A 20,803-nucleotide genomic window follows, 5' to 3' on the forward strand; every position below is an offset into this window, starting at 1 on the left:
CTCGGAAGGGTGGGATGAATGTGCGCTATGAGCCTTCTGACCCAATATTGGGCGCTAAAGGCACAGCGCTCCGCGCCGGAGCCACAGCGCACTCTGAGGAGGCACTCCATGCGTGGAGCGACGCACGCCAGATGGGCCGCATGTGCGGTGGCGGTGGTCCTCGCCGCGACGGCCTGCGGGGACAACGGTGGCGGCGACGAAGGCGGCGGCGGCAGCGGCGACGGCTCCGGGACCCTGAGCGCCTCGTGGACCGATCCGCAGAATCCGCTGGAACCGGCCAACACCAACGAGGTGCAGGGTGGCAAGGTCCTCGACATGATCTTCCGGGGGCTGAAGCGGTACAACCCCAAGACCGGCGCGGCCGAGGACATGCTGGCCGAGAAGATCGACACCTCGGACTCGCAGAACTTCACCATCACGATCAAGGACGGGTGGAAGTTCAGCAACGGCGAGGCCGTCACCGCCCAGTCGTTCGTGGACGCCTGGAACTACGGCGCCAGCCTCAAGAACAACCAGAAGAACGCGTACTTCTTCGGGTACATCGAGGGCTACGACAAGACGCATCCCGAGGACGGCGGAAAGCAGACCGCCGACACCCTCTCCGGGCTGAAGGTCGTCGACGACAAGACCTTCACCGTCAAGCTCAACCAGAAGTTCTCGACCTTCCCCGACACCCTCGGCTACTCGGCCTTCGTCCCGCTGCCCAAGGCGTTCTTCGACGACCGCGCCGGCTGGCTGAAGAAGCCCGTCGGCAACGGCCCGTACAGCGTCGAGTCGTACACCAAGGGCTCGCAGATGGCCCTCAAGAAGTGGGACGGCTACACCGGCGACGACAAGGCGCAGAACGGCGGAGTGACCCTGAAGGTCTACACCGACAACAACACCGCCTACACAGACCTCATGGCCGGCAACCTCGACCTCGTCGACGACGTGCCGGCCTCGCAGCTCAGGAACGTCCAGAGCGACCTCGGCGACCGCTACATCAACACCCCCGCCGGAATCATCCAGACCCTCGGCTTCCCGTTCTACGACAAGGCCTGGGACAGGGACGGCATGGAGAAGGTCCGCCAGGGCCTGTCCAGGGCGATCAACCGCGAACAGATCACCGACACGATCTTCCAGAAGACGCGTACGCCCGCCACCGACTGGACCTCGCCCGTGCTCGGCGCGGAGGGCGGGTTCAAGGAGGGGCTGTGCGGTGACGCCTGCGAGTACAACGCGGCCGAGGCGAAGAAGCTGATCTCCGAGGGCGGCGGCATCCCCGGCGGCAAGTTCACGATCTCGTACAACGCGGACACCGGCTCCCACAAGGAGTGGGTCGACGCCGTCTGCAACAGCATCAACAACGCCCTCGGCGACGACAAGGCCTGCGCGGGCAACCCGGTCGGCACCTTCGCCGACTTCCGCAACCAGGTCTCGCAGCAGAAGCTCTCCGGTCCGTTCCGGGCCGGCTGGCAGATGGACTACCCGCTGATCCAGAACTTCCTGCAGCCGCTGTACTACACCAACGCCTCCTCCAACGACGGCAAGTGGTCCAACGCGGACTTCGACAAGCTCGTCGACCAGGCTAACCAGGAGACGGACACCGGCAAGGCCGTCGAACTCTTCCAGCAGGCCGAGGAGGTCGTACGGGACAACATGGCCGCCATCCCGCTCTGGTACCAGAACGGCAGCGCCGGCTATTCGGAGCGGCTCTCGAATGTCGCGCTCAACCCGTTCAGCGTGCCCGTCTACGACGAGATCAAGGTCAGCTGAGCCGAGGGGACACCCGTCGGCATCGGCACACGGGTGTCCCCGCCTACCTCCGGAGCCCTCATGGGACGGTATGTGATCCGGCGTCTGCTGCAGATGATCCCGGTCTTCATCGGCGCCACCCTGTTGATCTTCCTGATGGTGAACGTGATGGGCGACCCCATCGCGGGCCTGTGCGGCGACCGGCAGTGCGACCCCGCCACGGCCGCCCAGCTGCGCCGGGAGTTCGGCCTCGACAAGTCCGTGGCGCAGCAATACGCGACCTACATGGGCAACGTCTTCACCGGCGACTTCGGCACCGCGTTCAACGGGCAGGAGGTCACCGAGCTGATGGCGACCGCCTTCCCGGTCACCATCCGGTTGACGATCGTCGCGATCCTCTTCGAGATCGTCATCGGCATCACGCTGGGCGTCGTCACCGGGCTGCGCCGCGGCCGTCCCGTCGACTCGGGCGTGCTGCTGGTCACCCTCGTCGTCATCTCGGTGCCGACGTTCGTCACCGGTCTGCTGCTGCAACTGCTGCTCGGCGTCGAGTGGGGCTGGATCAAGCCCTCGGTCTCCTCGGACGCCACCTTCAGCGAACTGATCGTGCCGGGCCTGGTGCTCGCGTCCGTCTCCCTCGCGTACGTGACCCGGCTGACCCGTACGTCCATCGCCGAGAACCGCCGCGCCGACTACGTCCGTACGGCCGTCGCCAAGGGCCTGCCCCGGCGCCGGGTCATCACCCGGCATCTGCTGCGCAACTCGCTGATCCCGGTGGTCACCTTCATCGGCACCGACATCGGCGCGCTGATGGGCGGCGCGATCGTCACCGAGCGAATCTTCAACATCCACGGCGTCGGCTTCCAGCTCTACCAGGGGATCCTCCGCCAGAACACCCAGACCGTCGTCGGCTTCGTGACCGTCCTCGTCCTCGTGTTCCTGGTGGCCAACCTGCTGGTCGACCTGCTGTACGCCGTACTCGACCCGAGGATCCGCTATGCCTGAACCCCAGGAGCCCGAGGGTGCCATCGCCGCGACAGGCATGGGAGGCGCGATGGACCTGGCCACGAGCGAGGGCGCGAGCCTGGAGAAGGTTCCCGGCGGCCCGGAAGGCAGGGGCCCGTCGGAGAAGCCCCGCTCCCTCTGGTCCGACGCCTGGCGCGACCTGCGACGCAACCCCGTCTTCATCATCTCGGGGCTCGTCATCCTCTTCCTCGTCTTCATCTCCCTGTGGCCCTCGGTGATCGCCTCCGGCAACCCGCTCAAGTGCGATCTCGCCAAGTCGCAGGAGGGCTCCCAGCCCGGCCACCCCTTCGGATACGACGGCCAGGGCTGCGACGTCTACACGCGCACGGTGTACGGGGCGCGGGTGTCCGTCACCGTCGGCGTGTGCGCCACGCTCGGGGTCGCGATCCTCGGCTCGGTGCTCGGCGGGCTCGCCGGGTTCTTCGGCGGGGTGTGGGACGCGATCCTGTCCCGGATCACCGACATCTTCTTCGCGATCCCCGTCGTCCTCGGCGGTCTGGTGCTGCTGTCCGTCGTGACCAGCTCGACGGTCTGGCCGGTGATCGGGTTCATGGTGCTGCTCGGCTGGCCGCAGATCTCCCGTATCGCCCGGGGATCGGTGATCACCACCAAGCAGAACGACTACGTCCAGGCGGCCCGGGCGCTCGGCGCCTCCAACTCCCGGATGCTGCTGCGGCACATCACGCCCAATGCGATCGCCCCGGTCATCGTCGTGGCGACCATCGCGCTCGGTACGTACATCGCGCTGGAGGCGACCCTCTCGTACCTCGGTGTCGGTCTGAAGCCGCCGACCGTGAGCTGGGGCATCGACATCTCTGCGGCGTCCCAGTACATCCGCTCGGCGCCGCACGCGCTCCTGTGGCCGGCCGGCGCCCTCGCCGTCACCGTCCTGGCGTTCATCATGCTCGGCGACGCGGTGCGCGACGCCCTCGACCCGAAGCTGAGGTGAGCGGCCGTGCTGCTCGAAGTGCGCGATCTGCACGTGGAGTTCAGGACCAGGGACGGCGTCGCCAAGGCCGTCAACGGTGTCACCTACAGCGTGGACGAGGGCGAGACGCTCGCCGTGCTCGGTGAGTCGGGCTCCGGCAAGTCCGTGACCGCGCAGGCCGTGATGGGCATCCTCGACGTGCCGCCCGGGAAGATCACCGCGGGTGAGATCCTCTTCCAGGGCCGGGACCTGCTGAAGTTCAAGGAGGAGGAGCGGCGGAAGGTCCGCGGCGCCGAGATGGCGATGATCTTCCAGGATGCCCTCAGTTCCCTGAACCCCGTCCTGTCCGTCGGCGCCCAGCTCGGCGAGATGTTCGTGGTCCACCAGGGCATGTCGAGGAAGAACGCCAGGACGAAGGCGATCGAGCTGATGGACCGGGTGCGCATCCCGGCTGCGAGCGCCCGCGTCGGCGACTATCCCCACCAGTTCTCCGGCGGTATGCGCCAGCGCATCATGATCGCCATGGCGATGGCCCTCGAACCCGCGCTGATCATCGCCGACGAACCCACCACCGCGCTCGACGTCACCGTCCAGGCCCAGGTCATGGACCTGCTCGCGGAGTTGCGGCGCGAGCTCGACATGGGGCTCATCCTGATCACCCACGACCTCGGTGTGGTCGCGGACGTCGCCGACCGGATCGCCGTCATGTACGCGGGCCGGATCGTCGAGTCGGCCCCGGTCCACGACATCTACAAGGCCCCGGCCCATCCGTACACGAAGGGCCTCCTGGAATCGATCCCCAGGCTCGACCAGAAGGGCCAGGAGCTGTACGCGGTCAAGGGCCTGCCGCCGAACCTCATGAACATCCCGCCGGGCTGTGCCTTCAACCCGCGCTGCCCCCTGGCCCAGGACGTGTGCCGCACCGACGAGCCGCCGCTGTACGAGGTCTCCGGCGACCGCGGGAGCGCGTGCCACTTCTGGAGGGAGTGCCTCGATGGCTGAGCGGCTCAGTGGTTCGGTGGCCGAGCGGCCGAGCGACCCAGTGGCTGAACCGATCCTCCAGGTGCGCGGCCTGGTCAAGCACTACCCGCTCACCCAGGGGATCCTCTTCAAGAAGCAGGTCGGCGCGGTCAGGGCCGTCGACGGCGTCGACTTCGAGCTCGGCGCGGGCGAGACCCTCGGCATCGTCGGCGAGTCCGGCTGCGGCAAGTCGACCGTCGCCAAGATGCTGGTCAACCTGGAGAAGCCCACGGCCGGCGAGATCAAGTACAAGGGCGAGGACATCACCACGCTGTCCGGCCGCGCCCTGAAGGCCGTACGCCGCAACATCCAGATGGTCTTCCAGGACCCGTACACCTCGCTCAACCCGCGGATGACCGTCGGCGACATCATCGGAGAGCCGTACGAGATCCACCCCGAGGTCGCGCCGAAGGGCGACCGGCGCAGGAAGGTCCAGGACCTGCTGGACGTGGTCGGGCTCAACCCGGAGTACATCAATCGCTATCCGCACCAGTTCTCCGGCGGCCAGCGCCAGCGCATCGGCATCGCCCGCGGACTCGCCCTGCGCCCCGAGATCATCGTCGCGGACGAGCCGGTGTCGGCCCTCGACGTGTCGGTGCAGGCGCAGGTGATCAACCTGATGGACAGGCTCCAGAGCGAGTTCAACCTCTCGTACGTGTTCATCGCGCACGACCTGTCGATCGTGCGGCACATCTCCGACCGGGTCGGCGTGATGTACCTCGGGCGGATCGTGGAGATCGGCAAGGACGCCGAGATCTACGACCACCCGACGCATCCTTATACACAGGCCCTGCTGTCCGCCGTGCCCGTCCCGGACCCGGAGGCCCGCGAGCGCCGGGAGCGGATCATCCTCTTCGGCGACGTGCCGTCCCCGGCGAACATCCCCTCCGGCTGCCGCTTCCGCACCCGCTGCTGGAAAGCCCAGGAGCGGTGCGCGCTCGAGGTCCCGCTGCTCGCGGTGCCCGCGGAGTTCCGGTACGGGGGAGGGCCGGCCGCCCATGACTCCGCGTGCCACTTCGCGGAGGACGTATCCATTTGGCGCTCCGCGCCGGGGCAAGCGGTTCCGCCGGAGGAGCCCACGGACGAGGTCCCGGACGAGCCGACGGACAAGATCCCGGACGAGCCCACGGACGAATCGAAATAGCATGACAAATGCGCATCAACTTCGTTAACACGTAGGCAACTTCACCGACCCGATACCGATATACGGACGCGTCAGTCTGAACAGCGTACGGCCGTGCGGGTGCCGTAGACCGGCCGGGGAGCGCCATGTCTCCCCGGCCGGTCGCATGTTCACGGCAGCTTCAGGGCCCGCTTCAGGAAGTCCACCTGGAGCAGCAGCAGGTTCTCGGCGACCTGCTCCTGCGGGGTCATGTGCGTGACTCCGGACAGCGGCAGCACCTCGTGCGGACGGCCCGCGGCCAGCAGCGCGGAGGAGAGCCGCAGGGAGTGCGCGACCACCACGTTGTCGTCGGCGAGGCCGTGCACGATCATCATCGGGCGGGCCGGCTCCGCGGCCTTCACCAGGCCGTTGTCGTCGAGCAGTGAGTTCGCGGCGTACACCTCGGGCTGCCGGTTCGGATCGCCCAGGTACCGCTCGGTGTAGTGGGTGTCGTACAGCCGCTGGTCGGTGACCGGCGCGCCCACCACACCCGCGTGGAAGACGTCAGGGCGGCGCAGCACCGCGAGCCCCGCGAGATAGCCGCCGAACGACCAGCCACGGATGGCGACCCGGCCCAGGTCCAGCGGGAAGCGCTCGGCGAGCGCATGGAGCGCGTGGATCTGGTCGTCGAGCACGACCGCCGCCATGTCGTCCTTGATCGCCTTCTCCCAGGCGGGCGAACGCCCCGGCATGCCCCGCCCGTCCGCGACGACCACGGCGAAGCCCTGGTCGGCGAACCACTGCGGGGCGAGATACGGGTTGTGCGCGGCCAGCACACGCTGCCCGTGCGGTCCGCCGTACGGGTCCATCAGGACCGGCAGCAGACCGTCCGTGTAGCCGGTGGGGAGCAGGACGGCGCACGGAATCCGCCGCTCGCCCGCCTCCGTCAGCGTCACGCGCGGGCTCAGTCCGGGGTGCTGCGCGTACGAGGCCACGGTCGCCGCCGGCTTGCCGTCCCGCAGCACCTGCACCTGGGTGCCCGGCTGGTCGGGCACGGCCGACACGAGCACCGTCACACCGCCCGCGCGCACCGCCGAATGTACGCCGGGCTCCTGCGAAATCCGTTCCATGCCAAGGTCGTTGACCCGGTAGACGTGCACCTCACCGGTCTCCGGAGCGGCCGCCGCCTCGCCCGCGGACGCCGACACCAGCACGTCCTCGTCCGCCACGTCGAGCACCGCGCGGACGTGCAACTGCGGTCCCGTCAACGGGCGTTCCCCCACCGCGAGCACCCGTGCCCCGCCCTCGTCGGCGATCCGCACGAGCTGTCCGCTCGGGCTCCAGCTCGGCACCCCGGGGAAAAGATCAAGCCATTGTGGATCTTCGTCCGCATGCACCATCCGAGTCGCCCCGGTGTCCGGATCCACGGCCAGATAGAGCTGACTCGTCTGGTCCCGCGCCTGCACCAGCACAAGCGGCGCTCCGGCCGCTGACCAGTGCACTCGTGCCAGATAGGGGTAGCGCGCCCGGTCCCAGACGACCTCCGTGCGCGCCCCGTCGAGACCGAACACGAAGAGCCGTACGTCCGCGTTGTCCGTCCCCGCCGCCGGGTACGCCACCTGCTGCGGCTCCCGCTCGGGGTGCGCGGGATCGGAGATCCACCAGCGGCGTACGGGAGCGTCGTCGGCCCGTGCCACCAGCAGCCGGTCCGAGTCCGGCGACCACCAGAAACCGCGCGAACGGCCCATCTCCTCGGCCGCGATGAACTCCGCAAGGCCGTACGTGACCGTGTCCGACTCAGGCTCCGCGAGCGACCGGTCGTCCTCGCCCTCGGCGCCGACGACCCTCAGGGCGCCCCCGGCGACGTACGCGACGAGCCGTCCGTCAGGGGACGGCCGAGGGTCCAACACCGGTCCGGGAACGCGCAGTTCACGTGCCGTACCGGCCCGCAGCTCCGCTGTGAAAAGCCGCCCCGACAAGGCGAAGGACGCCAACTCCACGGCCGTGTCGGTGGCGTAGCCGACGATGCCCGCCCCGCCCTCGCGGCTGCGTTCGCGCCGGGCCCGCTCCGCCGCCGACAGCCGTTCCGTGGTGCCCCCGAGAAGCGCCGGCGGATCGGCGGCGACACGTTCCTCGCCCTCCTCCACGTCGAGGACCCACAGCTGATTCGCCCGGTCCGTACCGGACGGGGACCGCAGGAACACGACTCGGGAACCGTCGGGCGCCACGGTGAACGCGCGGGGCGCGCCGAGTGTGAAGCGCAGGGTGCGCGCCTGCCGGCGCGGAAAGGAGAGAGGCTCGGTCGTCATGCTCCGACCATATTGGCCATGCGCCCCCTTGTGCGGCCGTGCGCCGATCGATGCGCACGTAGGAATAGTTATGATCACTACCGCTGCGTGGGTATCAACCTGCTGGCCGCTGTATGGATTTACTGCCCCCATAATCCGACCCCCCGACCCCCGCGTCCCTGGGATCTTTGGAGGTGAACCGCCGTGGCACTTTCGATTTCGGCGGTGGTGCTGCTGGCGATCATCGTCTTCATCCTGGTCAGGAAATCAGGGCTGAAGGCCGGGCACGCGGTCGTGTGTGTCCTGCTCGGCTTCTACCTGGCCAGCTCGACGATCGCGCCCACGATCAACGAGCTGACCACGAACATCGCAGGCATGATCGGGGACATCAAGTTCTGACCCGCCTCGTAGGGTGGAGTCCATGACGGAACTGCCCTCCCCCGGCCCCCGGCCGGGGGGACTCCCACCCGGCCTCGCGCGGCGTCTGCTCCTGGTGCACGCGCACCCGGACGACGAGGCGATCAACAACGGCGCGACCATGGCCAGGTACGCGGCCGAGGGCGCCCAGGTCACGCTCGTGACCTGCACACGGGGTGAGCAGGGCGAGGTCATCCCGCCCGAGCTCGCCCATCTGTCGGGCGAGGCCCTCGGCGTGTACCGCCTGTCCGAGCTCGGCGCCGCGATGCGCGCGCTGGGCGTGCGTGACGCCCGCTCCCTCGGCGGCGCCGGCCGCCACCAGGACTCCGGGATGATGGGCGTCCCGGAGAACGACGATCCGCGCTGCTTCTGGCGGGCCGACGTCGACGAGGCGGCCGCCGACCTCGTCCGGGTGATCCGCGAAGTACGCCCCCAGGTGCTCGTCACGTACGACCCGAACGGCGGCTACGGCCACCCGGACCACATCCAGACCCACCGCGTCGCGATGCGCGCCGCCGACCTGGCCGCGGAGCCCGGCTTCTGTCCGGACCTCGGCGAACCGTGGACGATCGCGAAGATCTACTGGAACCGCGTGCCGCGCTCCGTCGCCGAGGAGGGCTTCGCCCGTCTGAAGGACGTACTCGACGAACTGCCGTTCCCCTCCTCCGCCGCGGTCGACGACGTGCCGGGCGTGGTGGACGACTCCCTGGTCACCACGGAGATCGACGGCACCGCCTTCGCCGCCGCCAAGGCCGCCGCCATGCGGGCGCACGCCACACAGATCGAGGTCACCGAGCCGTGGTTCGCGCTCTCCAACCGGCTCGCGCAGCCGCTGTTCGTCGTGGAGTACTACGAGTTGGTGCGCGGCGAGCGCGCCGGGGCGGCCCGGGAGACGGATCTGTTCGCCGGGATTGCCGAGGAGGGTGTCCAATGAGTCGTGGTGGATGCCTGATGCGTACTGAGGTGCATGTGTGATGAGTACGACGAACAAGCCGGGCGCGGGCAGCATGCTCGCCCAGCCACTGGGGCCGCCCTCGGCCGGGCGGATCGCCGCACACCTGGGGCTCTTCGTGCTCGGTGCCGTGATCGGCGTGGCCGGCGGGCTGGTCCAGTCGGGTTGGTTCCCGGGCGGGCTGCTGCTCGCGCTGCTGGGTGCGGCCGGGCTCTTCCTGGGCGGGGCGCGCGCGACGGGCGGCCGGGCCGGGGCGGTCGCGCCCGCGGTCGGCTGGATGATCGCGGTAATCCTGCTCACAGCCAGCCGCCCGGAGGGCGACTTCCTCTTCGCCGCAGGAGCGGGCTCCTACCTCTTCCTGCTCGGTGGGATGGCTGTGGCTGTGATGTGCGCCACCCTTGGACAAGGGCGGCAACCGGGCGGCCCCGCCGCCCGACTTGGCAAGTGACGTACCACTTCGCCGCTGCGCGCAGGTGCAAGTCCGGTGTGGGTTTCCCCGACGGCCGCAAGATGCGTGCGACAAGTGGCCAGTATGGTGGTGCGCGCCGCCGAGCCGCCCGAATCGAGGTCGAGTAAACGGGCGGTGGAGCCAACCGGGAGAACCTGCCTTGAGCCGTGAAACTGACAGTTCGTCCTCCGGGCCCAACGGGCGCGGAGGAACCGCATACCCGTCGGGGACTCCGCCGTACGGAACGCCCATGGCTTCCGACGACGGTACTGACGCGGGGCGTTCCGCCGGTGACCGGCCGGAGCAGCCCAAGACCGAGACCACGCTGACGACCCGGATCCGCATCAACATCCCCGGATCCAGGCCCATTCCGCCGGTCGTCGTGCGCACGCCCGTCGGGGGCGGCGAGTCCTCCGACGGTACGAGTGCGTCCGCGCCGGTCTCCGCGGAGACCGGGCCGGGTGCCGGTGCGGGCGGGTCCGTGGACTCCGACACCGGGTCCCACGCCGTGCCCGCCCCTGCCGCCGAGGACAAGACGAGCGACTGGTTCGCGCCGCGCAAGTCCGGCGCGCCCAAGGGCGGCCCGGGCGGTGGCGACACCAACGGCGCCGGGGTGCCCGGGGGTTCGGGCACACCGGGCTCGGGGACGGGTGCCGGGGCGGGAGTTGGCGGCTCCGGCGCACGGCCTTCCGGTTCCGGTGCGCCCAAGGGCGCCGGAGCCGGTGGTGCGGCTCGGCCCGGCGGCACGAACGGTACGAACGGTACGAATGGCGCGGGGCTGCCCGGCGCGGGCGGTACCGGGCCTGTGGCGCCCGGTCACGGCGGCGGTACCGGTTCCTTCGACGTGTCCGCTGCGCTGGCGGCGGGGCCGCTGGGTCCCGGATCTGCCGGGTCGCCGTATCCGACGGACGACGCGGGCGAGCGTGGCGGCGAGCAGCGGCGTGACGGGCTTCCGTACTTCTCCGCCGGTGGCCAGGGCGGGCCGGGCGGTCAGGGCGGGCCCGCGGGGCCGACCAGCGGGCCGGCCACCGGCGACGGATCGCTGACGGCGCCCGGTGGTGCGCGTGGTCCCGGCGGGCCGGCGGGTCCGGGCGGCCCGGGTGCCTCCGGCGGTCCGGGTGCGCCCGGCGGTCCCGGCGCGCCCAATGGTCCGCGTCACCGCGGCGGTGCGGGCGGGCAGAGTGGCCAGGGCGGCCCGGGTTATCCCGGCGGTCAGGGCGGTGCCGGTTTCCCCGGTGCTCCTGGAGGCCCAGGTGCTCCTGGTGGTCCCGGTACTCCTGGAGGCCCCGGTACTCACGGTGCCGCGCGCGCTTCCGGCGGGCCCGGTGCTCCGGACGCCTCGGGCTTCCCCGGCGGCCAGAGCAGCCAGAACGGCTCCGCCTTCCCCGGTGCACACGGTGCCCCCGGTGCACACGGCGCCCCGGGTGCACACGGCGCCCCCGGAGGACCCGGTGGTCGTCCTCCCGGTGGCGGGATGAGCGATGACACCGCGATCCTGACCCCGCAGAAGCCCGCGCCCGAACCGGGCACGCCGGGCTACGGCGGGGTCGGCGAGAACGTCTCCGGACACACCCTGACCAGCGGCATCCCCGTCGTGCCGCCCGCCCCGAACTCACCGTTCGGACCGGGCGCGCACACCGAAGGACCGCTGCCGCATCAGCCCCCGAAGCTGCCCGACCCGGTCTCGCCGGCCGCGCCCGCCGCGGCGCGCCCGAAGAAGAAGGGCCGCAACAAGCTGGTGCTCCTGACCGTCGGCGTGGTGACCCTGGGCGGTATCGCGTACGGCGCCGGGCTGCTCATGAACCGCTCCGACGTGCCCCAGGGCACCACCGTGCTCGGCGTCGACATCGGCGGTGGCACCCGTGACGAGGCCGTCAAGAAGCTCAACGACGCCTTCAGGGCGCGGGCGGCCAAGCCGCTGCAGCTCTCGGTCGACGGCGACACGGTCGCGCTCAAGCCGGACCAGGCCGGGCTCCAGCTCGACAGCCAGGCGACGGTACGGGCCGCGGCGGGCAGCGACTACAACCCCGTCTCGGTGATCGGCTCGCTGTTCGGCCAAGAACGCGTCGTCGCCCCCGAGATGCCCGTCGACGAGGAGAAGCTGGCGGCCGCCCTGGAGCGCGCCGCGGGCGGCTCGGGTTCGGCGACCGAGGGCACGATCAAGTTCCAGTCGGGCAAGGCCGTCCCCGTCTACGGCAAGGCGGGCAAGGGCCTCGACGTCGGCCAGTCCACGGAGGCCGTCGAGGAGGCGTACCGCGCGCAGGTGGAGACCGGGAAGACGGATCCCGTCAAGGTCCCCACCACGACGAAGGAGCCCAAGGTCACCAAGGCCGAGGTCGACCGCATGATGAAGGCGTTCGCGGAGCCTGCGATGTCGGACATAGTGACCGTCAGGGCCGGCGGGGTGGAGGTCGCGTTCAGCCCGGAGAACTCCCTGTGGAAGTTCCTCGGTGTGAAGGCGAACGCCCAGGGCAAGCTCGTCGAGTACTACGACACGGCCGCGCTGAAGGACTTGTACGGCGGCGCGTTCGACGGTGTCCTGATCACCCGGGGCAACGGCAAGAAGACCGCCGTGACCCCCCAGGACGTGATCGGCGCGATGCGCCCGGCCCTCCTCGGCAAGACGGCGGCGGACCGCGTGGGAGAGATCGAGACCAACCCCAGTTAGCCGCAAGCTGGTTGAAGGGGGCACCCGTCCACGGACGGGTGCCCCCTTTGGTGCCCCTGAATACGGGCCGGCCACGCTCGGCAGAAGTTCTACGGCGCCTGGGCCAGGGCGAATGCTCAGTTGAGCATCGCGCGAGCGGCCCGCGCCTGGCGTCGTACGCGGTCGGCGGCCGGTTCGTCGACGGCGGCCACGATTTCGGCGTACGCATCGAGTTCCGTGGCGCCGGTGAGGAAGTCGCCGCGCTGCACGAGGAGTTGGGCGCGGTCGTAGCGGAGACGGGCGGGGTGGGCGGGGAGCAGGAGGGAGAGGTCGACGGCCCAGAGGGCGACCTCGGAGCGTTCGGGGCGGGCGGCGGCCCAGGCGCGGATGTTGTTGAGGATGCGCAGGACGACGTCGAGCGGGTCGGCGGGCGAGAGCATCGACGGATCGAGCGGCGCGCCGGTGGCACCGGCCACCAGCAGCTCGGTGTCGGTGCCGGTCAGGACGCGGCCGCCGTCGAAGGGATCGGCGAGGACCTGCTGCTCGGGCGGCCCGAACCCGACGACGAAATGCCCGGGCAGGGCGACCCCGTACACGGGCGCCCCCGCCCTCCGCGCGACCTCCATCCACACCACCGAGAGCAGGATGGGCAGTCCCCGGCGGCGCCGCAGCACCTGGTGCAGCAACGAGGACTCCAGACGCTGGTAGTCGCCGGGCGTACCGCGGAACCCGCAGCGGCCGCCGAGATGCTCGGCGAGTGCCGTGGCCCAGGACCGCGGCCCGCCCGGCCGGAACGGCAGCTCCCCGGCCAGCCGGTCCAGCTCGATCTGCGCCGCGTCCATACCGGCCTCGTCCAGCTCGCCGTCCGCCTGCGCGCCGACCAGCAGACACAACGCCGACAGATCGGGCCGCTCGGCCCGAGCCTCGTCGCCGAACAGCCGCCGCCACACGGCGCTCCGCTCCGGCCCGGGAGGATGAAGAGGACGCATAGCTGCCTCGTGCCCTTTCACACCGATCGATACCGCTCTGTGGCCCCACCACGATTCTGGTCACCGGCCCGCTGACCGAGGCGCCCGCCGCCCGGCACACCTGATTGCTGCCGGAAGACTCCGCCTCCGCCGCCCTCGACGAGCGGACTGCCGCACGCTCCACTCGAGCCCCCGGCCCGCTGACCGACGGCTTCGCCGTACGCGCCGTCGGACGGGTGGCTGGGGCGTGCCCGACCCGCGCCGCCAGGCGGACGGCCGTCGGCTTCGCGATACACGTCGCCGAGCGAGTCGCCCGCGTGCACGTCGCCCGCGTGCACGTGGCCCGCGCCACTGCCCGGCGGAGGACCGCCGGGTTCCCCGTGCGTGCTCCCGGCGCCGCGGTCCGCGTCGGCGGGGAGGCGGGAGGCCGTCCGCTCCTCGGCAGGTTCGGTCGTTGCTGTGGGCTCGCGGTAGTGGTGGTAGGTGTGATGGGTCGTGAAGCCCATGGCCGCGTACAGCGCACGGGCACCCGCGTTGTCGGTCTCCACCTGGAGCCAGGCTGCCGAGGCGCCCTCGGTCAGGGCCTGGCGGGCGAGGGCCGTCATGACGGTCGTGGCCAGGCCCTGGCGGCGCTGCGACGGGTCGACCTCCACCGCGGCGAAGCCGGCCCAGCGGCCGTCGATCACACAGCGGCCGATCGCCGCCGGTATGCCCGGCTCGGCGCCGGGCACGGTCGCGAACCACACCGAGGGCCCGCTGCCCAGCACCCGCAACGCCACCTCGCTCACACCCTTGCGCTGGTAGCGGCCCAGCCACGCCTCGTCCGCCTCGCGGGAAAGCACGACCGGCCGGTCCGGGCCGGGGTCCGGGAGGTCACCGACACGGGCCAGCGCACCGATCCACATCTCCGCGCTCACCTCACGCACCCACCCCCGCGCCTCCAGCTCGGCACACAGCACCTCCTGCGTGCCCTCGGCCCCCGTCGCGGTCTGGATGTACGCGGGCAGCCCCCGGGCCGCGTACCACTGACGTACGAACGCGAGCGCCTCGCCCAGCGGTACACCCGGATCGCCGAGCGGCAGCACGGAGTTCGCGCGCCGGGTGAACCCGGCGGCGGCCCGCAGCTCCCACGCGCCGAGCCGCTCCCGCTCCACCGGCTGCCAGGCCCGCGCGGCGACCCGCGCGAGCTCCTCGTACGAAGCGGAAGGCCCCCGTCGCCGGGCCGGCGCGGACGGCACCACCTTGCCCGCCACCAGCGCCGATTCCGCAATCCGGACACTCTCCCCGGACCGTCGTGTGATCTGCAGCACACCGTTGTCCCATGATGTGAGAACGCCAACCGTGTCGGTGAACTTCTCACCCTCAGGAGCGTCTTCGTCCACCCGTCGCACTGAGACGCGTTTGCCCACGTCAGCTGGGGTAACACGGACCTCAAGCCGGAAGTGTGCGGAGAATTCCACAGCTCAGTCCAACCCTCCTGTTCGGATCATGCCCAAGAACGGAGATACTAGGTGCGGGCATCGACGACGCCGCGCTCCCGCGCGCCAGGTGGCGGAGCCTGAAGACGGCTCGCCAGCGCCCTATCGAGGAGGAACGACAGCGTGACCTACGTCATCGCGCAGCCTTGTGTCGACGTCAAGGACAAGGCGTGCATCGAGGAGTGCCCGGTCGACTGCATCTACGAGGGCTCCAGGTCCTTGTACATCCACCCGGACGAATGCGTCGACTGTGGAGCCTGCGAGCCGGTCTGCCCGGTCGAGGCGATCTTCTACGAGGACGACACTCCCGAAGAGTGGAAGGACTACTACAAGGCGAACGTCGAGTTCTTCGACGAGCTCGGCTCGCCCGGCGGCGCCAGCAAGCTTGGCCTGATCGAACGGGACCACCCCTTCGTCGCAGCGCTGCCGCCGCAGAACCAGTAAGCGGTACGCACCCGGTACGCGAGTGCGCCGCCTCGGTCCCGTACGGCCCGCCGCCGTACGGGACCGAGGCGTTTGCCGTACGCGCCCGATGTACGCCCGTACGAGCCGTACGTACGAGAAAGTGAGCCAGAACCCGTGTCCGCAGTCTCCGACCGGCTTCCCACCTTTCCCTGGGACAAGCTGGAGCCCTTCAAGGCGACAGCCGCCGCTCACCCGGGCGGCATCGTCGACCTCTCCGTCGGCACCCCGGTCGACCCGGTGCCCGAGCTGGTCCAGAAAGCCCTGGTCGCGGCCGCCGACTCGCCCGGTTATCCCACGGTGTGGGGCACACCGGAGCTGCGGGACGCCCTGGTCGGCTGGTGCGAGCGAAGGCTGGGCGCGCGGGACCTCACCCATCGCAACGTCCTGCCGGTCGTCGGGTCCAAGGAACTGGTGGCCTGGCTGCCGACCCAGCTGGGCCTCGGCCCGGGAGACAGGGTGGCGTACCCCCGGCTGGCCTACCCGACGTACGAGGTCGGCGCCCGCCTGGCCCGCGCGGACTACGTGGCGTACGAGGACCCGACGGACCTGGACCCGACGGGCCTGAAGCTCCTCTGGCTCAACTCCCCCTCCAACCCCACAGGCCGCGTGCTGTCCCAGCAGGAACTCACCCGGATCGTGGCCTGGGCGCGCGAGCACGACATCCTCGTCTTCTCCGACGAGTGCTACATCGAGCTGGGCTGGGAGGCCGAGCCGGTCTCGGTCCTGCACCCGGACGTGTGCGGCGGTTCCTACGAGGGGATCGTCTCGGTCCACTCGCTCTCGAAGCGCTCGAACCTGGCGGGCTACCGGGCGGCGTTCCTGGCCGGCGACTCCGCGGTCCTCGGCGACCTCCTCCAGATCCGCAAGCACGGCGGCATGATGACCCCCGCGCCCACCCAGGCCGCGACGGTCGCCGCCCTCGCCGACGACACCCACGTCCGAGAACAGCGCGAACGCTACGCCGCCCGCCGCACCGCCCTCCGCGACGCCCTCCTGGCCCACGGCTTCCGCATCGAACACAGCGAGGCGAGCCTCTACCTCTGGGCGACGCGGGACGAACCGTGCTGGGACACCGTCGCCCACCTGGCCGACCTGGGCATCCTGGTGGCCCCGGGCGACTTCTACGGCCCGGCGGGCGACAGGTTCGTACGCGTGGCCCTCACGGCAACGGACGAACGGGTACGGGCGGCGGTAGAGCGCCTGGCGCCCCGTTAGGGGCGCGGGCTGTGTCAATGTGCGGCTCGGCCGCGTGAGCGCGCGGCGATCCGCACGTACCACCGGACACAAGCGAAGGGGTCCAGGGAAGCTCCCTGGACCCCTTCGCATACCAGCCTGGCGGCAAGCGAGCCGGCTCAGCCGAGCGGCAGCCCCTGCACCGGCAGATTCCCGGTCCCGGGCAGCCCGCCCGTGGCGACGCCGGTGGCGGGCAGCCCACCACCGGTGGCTCCCGCGGCGTCACCGAGTACTTCACCCGCGGTCCCGGCGACACTCCCGGCGGTCTTCTGCGCGGTGGGCGTCGTGGTCTTGATGGCCTTGCCGGCGGTCTTGCCCGCGTTCGGCAGGGTCTTCTTGACGGCCTTGCTGCCCGCGTCGCCCGCGAGCCCGGTGGCGTTCTGAGCGGCGCCGTCGACGCTGGTGCCCGCGCTGTCCAGCGCGCTCACCCCGCCGAGGTTGGGGGTGGCCGGCAGTTCGGCCGCGCTCGCGGAGCCGGCCGCACCGACCACGGGCGCCGCTCCCGCTGCGATGAGCAGCGCGGCACGGGCGATCCGACGGGTCAGGGGGAGGGACATGGTGCTCCTTTGACGGAAGAGAACGATGAAGTGTCCTATCGCGCCCGGCAGTTGACCGACTGGCTGTCGGCCTGCTGTCGATCGACCGGCTGTTGATCGTTCCGGGCTCGGACGCAGTGACTACCGCTCGAAGTCCGCGAAGGTTGCGGTGGTCCAACGTAAAGAGTTGGCAATGCGTCGCATTATCGGCTGCGGAGAAACCCGGGCAAAGAACGCCCGGTGAGAAAGTCTGCCGAATCCTTACGGCCCTTTGCTACCAAGGGATTTGACGGATGCGGGGGAGGTGCGGGAGAGGCCGGAGGAAAATCGGGGCGGGCCGTCGACTTGGCGCGCCGGGCGTGCCCCCAACGGGTGATGACCCGTACTACTGACCGGTGACGATTCGGACCTCGCCCGTGGAGTTCCGCGCGCCCGAGCCGTCGTCGCGCCACTCGCTCTGCGTGTTCCCGGCCGTCCAGACCCGGCCCGCGTACGAGACCCGCTCGATGTGCAGCGCGGAGGAGTTGGCCACGGCCCAGTGCGCCAGGGCCCAGCCGCGCTGCCGCTCCCCGCCCCCGGCGGCCGAGGTCTTCGGGACGGTCACGATCACCGTGCGCGGGTTGCCGGAGCCGCTCGCCCCGGTGGGCGAGACCGACGGCGTGCCCGATGGTGTGGCCGACGGGGTGGCGGCCACCTCCGCGCCCGCCTCCTGGAACTCCTCGCGCCCGAAGTCCCGTACGAGCGCGGCCCGCACCGCGTCCGGGCCGCCGGGACGCATGTCGGGGCGCCCGTCGCAGGTGAGCGTGGCGACGGCGCGCCCGGTCAGCGCCGCGGCCAGCACCGTGGCGTCCGGCTCGTGCTTCGCGTACGCCTCCGGGTAGCCGCTGCGCTGGACGCGCTGCGCAGCGACCGTGAGCGGCAGTTGCGCGTAGTCCGGCACCTTGTCCAGGTGCTCGTAGAACTCGTTCGCCGCGTACGTCGGATCCAGGATCTCTTTCTCGGTGCCCCAGCCCTGCGACGGCCGCTGCTGGAACAGGCCCAGTGAATCCCGGTCGCCATGGCTGATGTTGCGCAGACCGGACTCCTGGAGCGCCGTCGCGAGGGCGATGGTGACGGCCCGCTCGGGCATGCCCCGGTTGGTGCCGACCGCCGTGATCGTCGCCGCGTTCACCGCCTGTTCCGCCGTGAACTCGTACGACGTGCCGTCTCCCTTTCCGGAGACGACCGTGCACTTCGGCACTCCTGTGCCGCCGGTCAGGTAGTGGACCGCGAGATAGCCCGCGACGGCGAGCGAAACCGCGAGGGCCGCTCCGAAACGGAGAAGGCGGCCGCGGCGTACGGGAGTGGGGGACGGCTCTGGCACGCGTACAAGGTACTGGACAGTAGGGTCAGCTATCCGTGGTCCTGTGGACAGGACAGTCAGGGCAGCGATATCAGGTCACTGACAAAGCCGGGGCCGCCCTTCCGGGCCTCCCTCCCGGGCCTCGCTCCGGGCCGCCGACAGGACCCGCCGACCGTGCGCGTTAGGGTCGACGGCATGGCCGACATCCCGCTTGACCTCACCCTGGACGCCGCCCGGCTCACCGCGCAGCTCGTCGACTTCCCCTCGGAGAGCGGCAGCGAGAAGCCCCTCGCGGACGCCGTCGAGACCGCGCTGCGCGCCCTGCCGCACCTGACGGTCGACCGGTACGGCAACAACGTCGTCGCGCGGACGAACCTGGGGCGGGCCCAGCGCGTCATCCTGGCCGGCCACATCGACACGGTCCCGATCGCCGACAACGTCCCCTCCCGCCTGGACGAGGACGGCGTGCTGTGGGGCTGCGGCACCTGCGACATGAAGTCGGGTGTCGCGGTCCAGCTGCGGATCGCGGCCACGGTCCCGGCACCCAACCGCGACCTCACCTTCGTCTTCTACGACAACGAAGAGGTCGCCGCACACCTGAACGGCCTGAAGCATGTGGCCGAGGCCCACCCCGACTGGCTGAAGGGCGACTTCGCGGTCCTCCTGGAGCCGTCCGACGGGCAGGTCGAGGGCGGCTGCCAGGGAACCCTCCGGGTGCTGCTGAAGACGAAGGGCGAGCGGGCGCACTCCGCGCGCAGCTGGATGGGCTCGAACGCCATCCACGCGGCCTCCCCGATCCTCGCCCGCCTCGCCTCGTACGAGCCGCGCTACCCGGTCATCGACGGGCTGGAGTACCGCGAGGGCCTGAACGCCGTCGCGATCTCCGGCGGGGTGGCGGGCAACGTCATCCCCGACGAGTGCGTGGTGACCGTCAACTTCCGTTACGCGCCCGATCGCAGCGAGGAAGAGGCCCTCGCCCACGTCCACGAGGTCTTCGCGGACTGCGGTGTCGAGGAGTTCGTGGTCGACGACCACAGCGGCGCGGCGCTACCGGGTCTGTCCCACCCCGCTGCCGCCGCCTTCATCGAAGCCGTGGGCGGTACCCCCCAGCCCAAGTACGGCTGGACGGACGTCTCCCGCTTCAGTGCGCTCGGCGTCCCGGCCGTCAACTACGGACCGGGCAATCCGCACTTGGCGCACAAAAGGGATGAGCGGGTCGAAACGGCGAAGATCCTGGCGGGCGAGGAGCGACTGAGGGCCTGGCTGACCGCCTGAGCCGTACCTGATGGCGGTTCATGGCGGACATGCCCGCGTCCCCCCTCCGTAACCCGCGTAGACCTACGCTGGGGTGGAACGACCCGCAAGCGGAGGGAGCGGACATGGCTACTGGCAACCCGGAGGGCAAGAAGCGGCCACCGGAGGAGCAGCGGCTGGGCCCCGTGCTGCGCAGGCGGGGGCAGGTGCAGGCGAGCACGACGGACCAGCGGCTGCTGGACGCGGGCGGGCCGTCGGACTGGGTGCACACCGATCCCTGGCGGGTGCTGCGCATCCAGTCGGAGTTCATTGAGGGCTTCGGCACGCTGGCCGAACTCCCGCCCGCGATCAGCGTGTTCGGCTCGGCCCGGACGCCGGTCGACTCCGCTGAGTACGATGCCGGGGTCGCGCTCGGACGCGGGCTGGTCGAGGCCGGGTTCGCCGTGATCACGGGTGGTGGCCCCGGGGCCATGGAAGCGGCCAACAAGGGCGCGTGCGAGGCGAAGGGCATCTCGGTCGGCCTCGGCATCGAGCTGCCCTTCGAGCAGGGGCTGAACCCCTACGTCGACATCGGCCTCAACTTCCGCTACTTCTTCGTCCGCAAGATGATGTTCGTCAAGTACGCGCAGGGGTTCGTGGTCCTCCCTGGCGGCCTCGGCACCCTCGACGAACTCTTCGAGGCGCTCACCCTCGTCCAGACCCAGAAGGTCACCCGCTTCCCGATCGTCCTCTTCGGTACGGAGTACTGGGGCGGGCTGGTGGACTGGCTCAAGAACACCCTGATCGCCCAGGGCAAGGCGTCGGAGAAGGACCTGCTGCTGTTCCATCTGACGGACGACGTGGACGAGGCAGTGGCGTTGGTTTCGAAGGAGGCGGGGAGGTAAGGGGGACCCAGCCCGTCCGGCGTTTGAGGACGAGGCCGTTCAGGCCGATAGCGGGGGTCTGGGGGCGGCAGCCCCCAGGGA

General features: G+C 70.6%; 17 protein-coding genes and 1 pseudogene. 13 read left to right on the plus strand and 5 right to left on the minus strand.

Annotation, left to right across the window (positions count from 1 at the left end; all coding sequences use genetic code 11):
* Nucleotides 1–108 precede the first annotated feature (108 nt).
* The 5 genes from GAS53_RS20085 to GAS53_RS20105 are packed head-to-tail and all read left to right on the plus strand — an operon-like array spanning nucleotide 109 to nucleotide 5,852.
* Complete coding sequence (locus tag GAS53_RS20085) at nucleotides 109–1,755, plus strand: peptide ABC transporter substrate-binding protein (RefSeq protein WP_151479019.1); 1,647 nt, start codon at nucleotides 109–111, stop codon at nucleotides 1,753–1,755.
* 60 nt (nucleotides 1,756–1,815) lie between these two features.
* Nucleotides 1,816–2,739: an ABC transporter permease gene (locus GAS53_RS20090; RefSeq protein WP_151479020.1), complete on the plus strand. Its 924-nt coding sequence runs from the start codon at nucleotides 1,816–1,818 to the stop codon at nucleotides 2,737–2,739.
* A complete protein-coding gene (locus GAS53_RS20095; RefSeq protein WP_151479021.1) occupies nucleotides 2,732–3,709 on the plus strand; it encodes an ABC transporter permease in 978 nt (325 codons plus the stop codon). Before GAS53_RS20090 ends, GAS53_RS20095 begins: the two co-directional genes overlap by 8 nt.
* 6 nt (nucleotides 3,710–3,715) lie before the next feature.
* A complete protein-coding gene (locus tag GAS53_RS20100; RefSeq protein ID WP_151479022.1) occupies nucleotides 3,716–4,690 on the plus strand; it encodes an ABC transporter ATP-binding protein in 975 nt (324 codons plus the stop codon).
* Nucleotides 4,683–5,852 (plus strand): ABC transporter ATP-binding protein, encoded by a 1,170-nt coding sequence (locus GAS53_RS20105; protein ID WP_151479023.1) that lies wholly within the window; start codon nucleotides 4,683–4,685, stop codon nucleotides 5,850–5,852. The genes GAS53_RS20100 and GAS53_RS20105 overlap by 8 nt, the downstream gene beginning before the upstream one ends.
* A gap of 149 nt (nucleotides 5,853–6,001) precedes the next feature.
* Here GAS53_RS20105 and GAS53_RS20110 read toward each other — a convergent pair whose 3' ends face one another.
* Nucleotides 6,002–8,119, minus strand: coding sequence for a S9 family peptidase (locus GAS53_RS20110; protein ID WP_151479024.1), 2,118 nt, complete (start codon nucleotides 8,117–8,119; stop codon nucleotides 6,002–6,004).
* 183 nt (nucleotides 8,120–8,302) lie between these two features.
* On the opposite strand from GAS53_RS20110, the gene GAS53_RS20115 reads away from it, so the two are divergent.
* The 4 genes from GAS53_RS20115 (at nucleotide 8,303) to GAS53_RS55245 (ending at nucleotide 12,583) form a co-directional block, all read left to right on the plus strand.
* Nucleotides 8,303–8,497: a hypothetical protein gene (locus tag GAS53_RS20115; protein ID WP_151479025.1), complete on the plus strand. Its 195-nt coding sequence runs from the start codon at nucleotides 8,303–8,305 to the stop codon at nucleotides 8,495–8,497.
* A 22-nt stretch (nucleotides 8,498–8,519) separates the two neighbouring features.
* Entirely contained in the window at nucleotides 8,520–9,449 is a 930-nt protein-coding gene (gene mshB / locus GAS53_RS20120) for an N-acetyl-1-D-myo-inositol-2-amino-2-deoxy-alpha-D-glucopyranoside deacetylase (RefSeq protein ID WP_151479026.1), read from the plus strand.
* Nucleotides 9,450–9,489: 40 nt separating this feature from the next.
* Nucleotides 9,490–9,915: a DUF6113 family protein gene (locus tag GAS53_RS20125; protein WP_151479027.1), complete on the plus strand. Its 426-nt coding sequence runs from the start codon at nucleotides 9,490–9,492 to the stop codon at nucleotides 9,913–9,915.
* Between the two features lie 160 nt (nucleotides 9,916–10,075).
* Nucleotides 10,076–12,583, plus strand: a complete 2,508-nt coding sequence (locus tag GAS53_RS55245; RefSeq protein ID WP_192583185.1) for a hypothetical protein — start codon at nucleotides 10,076–10,078, stop codon at nucleotides 12,581–12,583.
* Nucleotides 12,584–12,699: 116 nt separating this feature from the next.
* Here GAS53_RS55245 and GAS53_RS20140 read toward each other — a convergent pair whose 3' ends face one another.
* Together GAS53_RS20140 and GAS53_RS20145 are read right to left on the minus strand one after the other, a co-directional pair.
* Nucleotides 12,700–13,551, minus strand: a complete 852-nt coding sequence (locus GAS53_RS20140; protein WP_151479030.1) for a transglutaminase family protein — start codon at nucleotides 13,549–13,551, stop codon at nucleotides 12,700–12,702.
* Nucleotides 13,552–13,988: 437 nt separating this feature from the next.
* Nucleotides 13,989–14,990 (minus strand): annotated as a pseudogene (locus GAS53_RS20145) (GNAT family N-acetyltransferase); the annotation flags it as partial.
* Between the two features lie 141 nt (nucleotides 14,991–15,131).
* Between GAS53_RS20145 and fdxA the strand changes: the two are divergent.
* Nucleotides 15,132–15,452: a ferredoxin gene (gene fdxA / locus GAS53_RS20150; RefSeq protein WP_019058397.1), complete on the plus strand. Its 321-nt coding sequence runs from the start codon at nucleotides 15,132–15,134 to the stop codon at nucleotides 15,450–15,452.
* Nucleotides 15,453–15,587: 135 nt separating this feature from the next.
* Nucleotides 15,588–16,688 carry a bifunctional succinyldiaminopimelate transaminase/glutamate-prephenate aminotransferase gene (locus tag GAS53_RS20155; RefSeq protein WP_151479031.1) on the plus strand — a complete coding sequence of 367 codons (1,101 nt, stop codon included), beginning with the start codon at nucleotides 15,588–15,590 and terminating at the stop codon, nucleotides 16,686–16,688.
* A 137-nt stretch (nucleotides 16,689–16,825) separates the two neighbouring features.
* Here the strand turns inward: GAS53_RS20155 and GAS53_RS20160 are convergent, their stop codons facing one another.
* On the minus strand, nucleotides 16,826–17,263 hold the full coding sequence (locus GAS53_RS20160; RefSeq protein ID WP_151479032.1) for an ATP-binding protein: 438 nt from the start codon (nucleotides 17,261–17,263) through the stop codon (nucleotides 16,826–16,828).
* A 364-nt stretch (nucleotides 17,264–17,627) separates the two neighbouring features.
* Entirely contained in the window at nucleotides 17,628–18,605 is a 978-nt protein-coding gene (locus GAS53_RS20165) for a heavy metal transporter (protein WP_192583186.1), read from the minus strand.
* A gap of 174 nt (nucleotides 18,606–18,779) precedes the next feature.
* Between GAS53_RS20165 and dapE the strand changes: the two genes are divergently transcribed.
* Both dapE and GAS53_RS20175 read left to right on the plus strand, forming a co-directional pair.
* Nucleotides 18,780–19,859, plus strand: a complete 1,080-nt coding sequence (gene dapE, locus GAS53_RS20170) for a succinyl-diaminopimelate desuccinylase (RefSeq protein WP_151479033.1) — start codon at nucleotides 18,780–18,782, stop codon at nucleotides 19,857–19,859.
* Nucleotides 19,860–19,963: 104 nt separating this feature from the next.
* A complete protein-coding gene (locus GAS53_RS20175) occupies nucleotides 19,964–20,722 on the plus strand; it encodes an LOG family protein (RefSeq protein ID WP_151479034.1) in 759 nt (252 codons plus the stop codon).
* Nucleotides 20,723–20,803 lie beyond the last annotated feature (81 nt).

The sequence above is a fragment of the Streptomyces albicerus genome (genome assembly GCF_008905045.1).
GTDB classification, from domain to species: domain Bacteria; phylum Actinomycetota; class Actinomycetes; order Streptomycetales; family Streptomycetaceae; genus Streptomyces; species Streptomyces albicerus.

What these genes read in the sequence shown, in the direction of transcription:
- GAS53_RS20085 (WP_151479019.1), top strand. Translation starts at nt 109, where the DNA reads ATGCGTGGAGCGACGCACGCCAGATGGGCCGCATGTGCGGTGGCGGTG.
- GAS53_RS20175 (WP_151479034.1), top strand. Translation starts at nt 19,964, where the DNA reads ATGGCTACTGGCAACCCGGAGGGCAAGAAGCGGCCACCGGAGGAGCAG.
- GAS53_RS20125 (WP_151479027.1), top strand. Translation starts at nt 9,490, where the DNA reads ATGAGTACGACGAACAAGCCGGGCGCGGGCAGCATGCTCGCCCAGCCA.
- dapE (WP_151479033.1), top strand. Translation starts at nt 18,780, where the DNA reads ATGGCCGACATCCCGCTTGACCTCACCCTGGACGCCGCCCGGCTCACC.
- GAS53_RS20105 (WP_151479023.1), top strand. Translation starts at nt 4,683, where the DNA reads ATGGCTGAGCGGCTCAGTGGTTCGGTGGCCGAGCGGCCGAGCGACCCA.
- GAS53_RS20140 (WP_151479030.1), bottom strand. Translation starts at nt 13,551, where the DNA reads ATGCGTCCTCTTCATCCTCCCGGGCCGGAGCGGAGCGCCGTGTGGCGG.
- GAS53_RS20160 (WP_151479032.1), bottom strand. Translation starts at nt 17,263, where the DNA reads ATGTCCCTCCCCCTGACCCGTCGGATCGCCCGTGCCGCGCTGCTCATC.
- mshB (WP_151479026.1), top strand. Translation starts at nt 8,520, where the DNA reads ATGACGGAACTGCCCTCCCCCGGCCCCCGGCCGGGGGGACTCCCACCC.
- GAS53_RS20110 (WP_151479024.1), bottom strand. Translation starts at nt 8,119, where the DNA reads ATGACGACCGAGCCTCTCTCCTTTCCGCGCCGGCAGGCGCGCACCCTG.
- GAS53_RS20090 (WP_151479020.1), top strand. Translation starts at nt 1,816, where the DNA reads ATGGGACGGTATGTGATCCGGCGTCTGCTGCAGATGATCCCGGTCTTC.
- GAS53_RS20095 (WP_151479021.1), top strand. Translation starts at nt 2,732, where the DNA reads ATGCCTGAACCCCAGGAGCCCGAGGGTGCCATCGCCGCGACAGGCATG.